Source organism: Achromobacter sp. (assembly GCF_036567245.1).
In the GTDB taxonomy this organism is placed as follows: domain Bacteria; phylum Pseudomonadota; class Gammaproteobacteria; order Burkholderiales; family Burkholderiaceae_B; genus Achromobacter.
Window position 1 is genome coordinate 1 of sequence record NZ_DATCUY010000597.1, and the last position, 5,625, is coordinate 5,625.

Here is a 5,625-nt window from a genome sequence, read left to right on the forward strand (position 1 = left end):
GGATGAGCGCGGCCGCCCCAGCACCGGCAGCATGCCCTTGGGCAGCGCCTCGAAACGGCGCGTCAGGGCTTCGGTGCGCTGCCAGGCGCGCTCGTGTTCGGGATCGGCCTGGCGCCAGGCCTGCCATGCTTCCCGGTCCGCCTGGCTGACGGCGCCGGAGGTCAACCGCAGAAACCACTCCACCGCGCCGTCCAGCGCTTGCGGGTCGATGCGCCCTGCCTCGCCAGCGCTCATGGCACGAATTCCAGGCACTGCCGCAAGGCGCGGGCAATGTACAGCCGCACCGAGCCGACCGACACGCCCAAGGTCTTGGCGATGTCCGCGTGCGTCAGGCCTTCAAGCTGGCAAAGCAGGAATGCGCGCCGCACCGCGACGGGCAAGCCGTCCAGCATGGCATCGATCTCGCACAAGGCTTCCAGCGCCAAGGCGCGCGACTCGGGCGACGGCGACTGCACTTCGGGCAGGTGTGCCAGCGTTTCCAGATAGGCGCGTTCGAGATCCCTGCGCCGCAGGTGGTTGACCATGAGACCGTGCGCGATGGTCGCCAGATAGGAGCGCGGCTCGCGGATGTCGCCAGGTTCACGGCGGGCCAGCACACGCAGGTAGGTGTCGTGCACCAAGTCGGCGGCGTCGAACGCGCATCCCAACTTTTTACGCAGCCAGCCCTGCAGCCAGCCTTGATGTTCCTGGTACAGCGTGTGCAGGGGGTGCCGCGGAGAGGGATCGGAGGCGGCCATGAAGACGCACGGTTATAAATGAGAATAACTATAATTTACAATATTGTGCTCACGCTTGGTGAAATGACTGCGCCCGGCCGCTGTCTCCAGGGGCCGGGCGCAATGGGGAAATCCAGGGGGAAGCTGGCGTCTTACTTCTTCGACGCGTCCTGCTCCACCACCATGTCCAGCACGTACACCTGCTTGGGCGCGTCCGCCGGCGGGTTCTTCCAGTCGTAGCGCTTCACGCGCAGCACGGTGCGCACGCCGTCCTGGTGCTGGAAGCCTTCGATGGACTGATACAGCGGATGCCACTTGTCCTTGGTCGGCTGTTGCATGCCGGCTTCGTTGTAGCGGCGCTCGCGCACCATCAGGCACTGATAGTTGGGAATCAGCGGATGGCTGCACTCGGTCTTCTTCGCGGCGACTTCCAGGAACATGGTTTCGCCGACGCTGCCGTACAGGGTCTCGGGCGTGGGTTCACCGACGAACTTCAGGACGCTGCCGTCCTGCGCGACCAGTTCCAATCCGGGTTCGGAGGCGTGTCCGCTGAGCGTGGCGCGCAGCTCGCCCTTCATGCGCTGGCCGATTTCGGCGTCCAGGCGCATCAGGCTTTGCTCGCAAGCCTTCATCGTGGAGGCGAGATTCGCCACCTGCAGCACGCCGTTCTTGTAGGTGTAGCCGCCGAACTGCGCATTGCAGCCTCCGCGGATGTTCAGGGCGTCCTGCGAGAACGACAGGCGCAGCTGGTGTTCGACGCCGGCCTGCAGCGCCGCGATGGGCTTGCCTGCGGCATCGGTGGCGGAAGCCAGGCGCCAGTAGTAGGCGGGCAGGCTCACTTCGGGGCTGGCGGGCGAGGTGGCGGTAGTGGGCATGGAAGACGATCCTTCACGGGGAGAGGAGGTCGGAGCGCAAGCTTGCAGCAGCGCGGCGCATACGGACGCAAGGAGGATGGTTTTCTTCATGATTCGTTCCTGTCAGCCGGATGGCACTGATGAAAAGCGGGATTCTACGTTCGCAGAATGGACGTTTTGGACTCGGCGCCGTTCAGTCGGTTTCAAAATCTTGCCGCAGATCCGGCCTGAAAAGCGCGATGGCGGACGCTCGCAGGACCGATTCCCTCTCCTGCAACATACGCGGCCGCGGCCGGCAGGCGGGTGTCCCCAGTCCTCACCCAAAACTTACAATACGAAACATTACCCGCAAAATACTGCAAGTATTGCCAACAGCCACCCTTCCTGCCGGCAATGCGCGGAAACCACCATGAAAACCTCGCCGACGCCCTGCTGCCCGCTTGCGAGGCATATCCGGGTTTAGTTGGCCGGCGGATACGCCGCACTGGTCAGGCACGCGCGGGCCCATTCGTAATCGTCGTCGGCAATGATTTCTCCATCGATCTTGGGCAGCGGCTGGGCGGAATAGGAAAAGTCCGGCTGTTTCGGCTTCATGTTCCATTTCGTCTCGCCCGAGGTATCGGAGCATGCCTCGTCCGAGTTGCTGAAGGAGCACGACGCCGCGAGCCGGGGCTTGCCGTCCACCACGTTGGCGACATAGCGTTTGGTGTAGACACTGCCCGTGGCCCAGTACTCATCTATGGTGCAGATGCGGTCCTTGTTCTGGTAATGCCGCGTCGCGAAGCAGCCATAGTAGGCATGTTCGCCCGGCAAGAAGTCGCATGACGTCGAGTAGCCGGCGTAAGCGCCGCCGGTGAATTGCGCCTGGAACTGCTTCTGGCTTAGCGCGCGGCTGATCAGCTCCGGCAACGAAGCGCCCTTGCGCGTGGCCTTGAGTTCGGCCGTGCGGTCGCGGATCAGCTCACGGGCGACTGCGGCGGCCGTCTTGCCCTCGGGAACCGAGCCCGGATCCTCGATCAGGTTCGCGAGCGCCGCGTCGCGCGCCGCGAGCCAGCGCCTCTGGTTGTGCGCCAGCATGGCGCGTATATCGCCATCGGGCGCCTGCTTCAGGATCGCGGCATAGGCGCGGTTCAGTTCGGCGTCCGCCGACACCGTGCTCCGGTCCGAGCAGATCAGCTTTTCCACGGCGCTGCCGGCCTTGGCGCAATCGATCGCGTAGGCGGGCGCGGCAAGCGCGCAGAGGCTGGCCACGCACAACAAACGACCCGCGGAGATTCCAGATTTCATGTGACGTTTCTCTTTGAGAATGCGCCGCACAGCGTCTCGATGCATTCAGACCATGCGGTCTGCCATCGGGAGGCGGCAGCAAGGCTGCAATTTTGCACGGGACTTTTTAACAGACTGGCAACAGAGTTCAACGCTCTGCAACGCGACGGCGAAGGAACCGCCGTTGGAATATTTCCCTTCCCCAGCTCGTCTACTCAGTGGCAAGCCGCGTAAGAGACGACGCGGCTCGCTACGGATCAACCAGCCGATCGCGCCGGACACCCAGCGTCGGTCAGCGCAGAAATGGAAGTCTTGATATGAAGTCGATCAGATCGTTTGCCTGCGGCATAGCGCTGGCCTGCACCGCGGCCGGCAGCGCCTGGGCTGCTCCCAGCCTGAACGTGTACGGCCCCGGCGGCCCTGCGCCCGCCATGAAGGAAGCCGCCTCGGCGTTCGGCAAGCTGCATGGCATCGACGTCGCCGTCACCGCGGGTCCGACCCCCGCCTGGGCCGACAAGGCCAAACAGGACGCCGACGTGATCTATAGCGGCGCCGAGAACATGATGAGCGGCTTCGCATCGGCGCTTCCGGGCGTGTTCGAACTGCGCGAGGCCCGCACGCTATACCTGCGGCCCTCGGCCATCCTGGTGCGCCCGGGCAATCCCAGGGCCATCAAGGGCTTCAAGGATCTGCTCAAGCCGGGCATCAAGGTCATGGCGGTATCGGGCGCGGGCCAGACCGGCCTGTGGGAAGACGTGGCGGGCCGCCTCGGCGACATCGAAACCGTGCGCGCCTTCCGCGCCAACCTGGTGCTGCCGGAAGCTGGCAACAGCGCCCAGGCCCGCAGCCAATGGACCGAAGACAAGACCATAGACGCCTGGCTGATCTGGAACATCTGGCAGGTATCGAACCCGGACCTGGCCAGCGTGGTCGAGGTGGAAGAGCCCTACCGCATCTATCGGGACGCGGGCGCCGTTGTCACCAAGCAAGGGAAAAACAATCCGCAGGCGCAGGCCTTTGTCGACTTCCTGACCGCACCGGAAGGCCGGGCGATCTTCAAGAAGTGGGGCTGGAAGACCGATTGAAGATTTCGGCGCCAGACGTATGAAAGCCCGCATTCCTCCAGGGACTGCGGGCTTTCTCGGGCCTGGAGCGCCAAGGCGCCCCTTTACCTCAGCCGATCACGCGGAAGCGCTCGGCGTCATCCATGAATGCCTTTTCGCCAAAGCCGTTCTCGTTGGAGCCGAACGGCATCTGCGCGCGCAGCTTCCAGTAGGCCGGAACGTTCCATTCACGCGCGACCGGGGCGTCGATCAGCGGGTTGTAGTGCTGCAGGCTGGCGCCCACGCCGGCATTGGCCAGGGTGCTCCAGACTGACAGTTGGGCCATGCCGCCCGCCTGCTCGGACCAGACCGGGAAGTTATCCGCGTACAGCGCGAACTTTTCCTGCAGGCCCTGCACAACGCCCTGGTCTTCATAGAACAGCACGGTACCCACGCCCGCGGCGAAGCTCTTGAGCTTGGCTTCGGTCTGGGCAAAGCTCTCGGCCGGCGCGACCTTGCGCACTTCTTCGATGGCGATGTTCCAGAGCTTTTCGCTCTCGGCGCCGAACAGGATCACGGCGCGCGAGCTTTGCGAATTGAACGACGAGGGGCTGTGCTTGATCGCGTCCTGGATCAGGGAGGTCAGTTCCTCCTTGGAGATCGACAGGTTGCGGCCCAGCGAGTACTGCGTGCGACGCTGCTTGAGGGCGTCCAGATAAGCGTTGCTCATGGCGATATGGCCTTCCGACGAGTAGATAGGGGAAAATGCATGACGAATTCTAACGACCCGCGATTGTCCCGAATACGTACCAGAGCCAAAAAATAACCCTATCAAGCAGAACAAACTGTTCTGCTCATGAACCAAATCGGCTCGGTTCCAGACAAGGGGCAGCCCAATTCAAGGCCGTCAGCCCGGCCGCCGCGGACATCGGCTTCGACGATTTCCTCAAGGTCGATATCCGCGTCGGCACGATTCAATCGGCGCAGGCCTTTCCCCGGAGCGCGCCGCCCGCGCTCAAGCTGACGATACCGATTGACCTGCCCCCCTGAGTTCCTCCATCGGGGCTTTCCCCTATTACTTGTCTGCCGTCAAAAAACTATCGTATACGAGAATTATCAAATAAGAGAATTCTCGCTTCCGACAAAATGACAGCAGAACCCCTATACGATTACGCCGTGATCGGCGCCGGCATCGCCGGCGCTTCCGTGGCCTACCGCCTGAGCGCCACGGCCTCGGTCGCCGTGTTGGAGCGCGAGGCGCAGCCGGGCTACCACTCCACCGGCCGGTCCGCGGCCATGTTCATGGAAACCTATGGCACGGCCCAGATCAAGGCGCTCACGCGCGCCAGCCGCGCCTTCTACGAAAATCCGCCGCAAGGCTTCAGCGAGCATCCGCTGCTGAGCCCGCGCGGCGTGCTGTACATCGCCACGCCCGAACAGCAGGACCTGCTGCACGAGGTATACGACGACTTCCGCAGCCAATCGCCCAATGTGGCGCTGATCGACGCCGCACAGGCCGTCGAACGCGTGCCCTGTCTGCGCGGCGAGCAGATCTGCGGCGCCATCGAGGAGCCCGACGCCCGCGACATCGACGTGCACGCCCTGCACCAGGGTTTTCTGCGCGGCATGACGCGCCAGGGCGCGGTGCTGCACAACCAAGCCGAAGTCGTGTCGGCCGCGCACGCGGACGGCGTCTGGACGCTGACCTTGGCCGACGGCCGCAGCCTGCGGGCACGGGCGCTGGTC

7 protein-coding genes are annotated in these 5,625 nt (G+C 63.9%); 2 read left to right on the top strand and 5 right to left on the bottom strand.

The window, feature by feature from the left end; translation table 11 throughout:
• The 4 genes from VIR09_RS25265 to VIR09_RS25280 all read right to left on the bottom strand — a co-directional run.
• A partial coding sequence (locus tag VIR09_RS25265) for a FecR/PupR family sigma factor regulator (RefSeq protein ID WP_332015341.1) occupies positions 1-234 on the bottom strand: 234 nt, incomplete at its 3' end.
• A complete protein-coding gene (locus tag VIR09_RS25270) occupies positions 231-737 on the bottom strand; it encodes a sigma-70 family RNA polymerase sigma factor (protein WP_332015342.1) in 507 nt (168 codons plus the stop codon). The genes VIR09_RS25270 and VIR09_RS25265, both read right to left, overlap by 4 nt.
• A 131-nt stretch (positions 738-868) precedes the next feature.
• Positions 869-1,681: a DUF4377 domain-containing protein gene (locus VIR09_RS25275; protein WP_414639465.1), complete on the bottom strand. Its 813-nt coding sequence runs from the start codon at positions 1,679-1,681 to the stop codon at positions 869-871.
• A gap of 348 nt (positions 1,682-2,029) precedes the next feature.
• Positions 2,030-2,857: a lysozyme inhibitor LprI family protein gene (locus VIR09_RS25280; protein ID WP_332015343.1), complete on the bottom strand. Its 828-nt coding sequence runs from the start codon at positions 2,855-2,857 to the stop codon at positions 2,030-2,032.
• 296 nt (positions 2,858-3,153) lie between these two features.
• On the opposite strand from VIR09_RS25280, the gene VIR09_RS25285 reads away from it, so the two are divergent.
• A complete protein-coding gene (locus VIR09_RS25285) occupies positions 3,154-3,921 on the top strand; it encodes an extracellular solute-binding protein (protein WP_332015344.1) in 768 nt (255 codons plus the stop codon).
• A gap of 88 nt (positions 3,922-4,009) precedes the next feature.
• On the opposite strand, the gene VIR09_RS25290 is transcribed toward VIR09_RS25285, so the two are convergent.
• Entirely contained in the window at positions 4,010-4,609 is a 600-nt protein-coding gene (locus VIR09_RS25290) for a nitroreductase family protein (protein WP_332015345.1), read from the bottom strand.
• A gap of 416 nt (positions 4,610-5,025) precedes the next feature.
• Between VIR09_RS25290 and VIR09_RS25295 the strand changes: the two genes are divergently transcribed.
• On the top strand, positions 5,026-5,625 hold a 600-nt coding region (locus VIR09_RS25295), incomplete at its 3' end, for an FAD-dependent oxidoreductase (RefSeq protein ID WP_332015346.1).

What these genes read in the sequence shown, in the direction of transcription:
- VIR09_RS25285 (WP_332015344.1), top strand. Translation starts at nt 3,154, where the DNA reads ATGAAGTCGATCAGATCGTTTGCCTGCGGCATAGCGCTGGCCTGCACC.
- VIR09_RS25280 (WP_332015343.1), bottom strand. Translation starts at nt 2,857, where the DNA reads ATGAAATCTGGAATCTCCGCGGGTCGTTTGTTGTGCGTGGCCAGCCTC.
- VIR09_RS25270 (WP_332015342.1), bottom strand. Translation starts at nt 737, where the DNA reads ATGGCCGCCTCCGATCCCTCTCCGCGGCACCCCCTGCACACGCTGTAC.
- VIR09_RS25275 (WP_414639465.1), bottom strand. Translation starts at nt 1,681, where the DNA reads ATGAAGAAAACCATCCTCCTTGCGTCCGTATGCGCCGCGCTGCTGCAA.
- VIR09_RS25290 (WP_332015345.1), bottom strand. Translation starts at nt 4,609, where the DNA reads ATGAGCAACGCTTATCTGGACGCCCTCAAGCAGCGTCGCACGCAGTAC.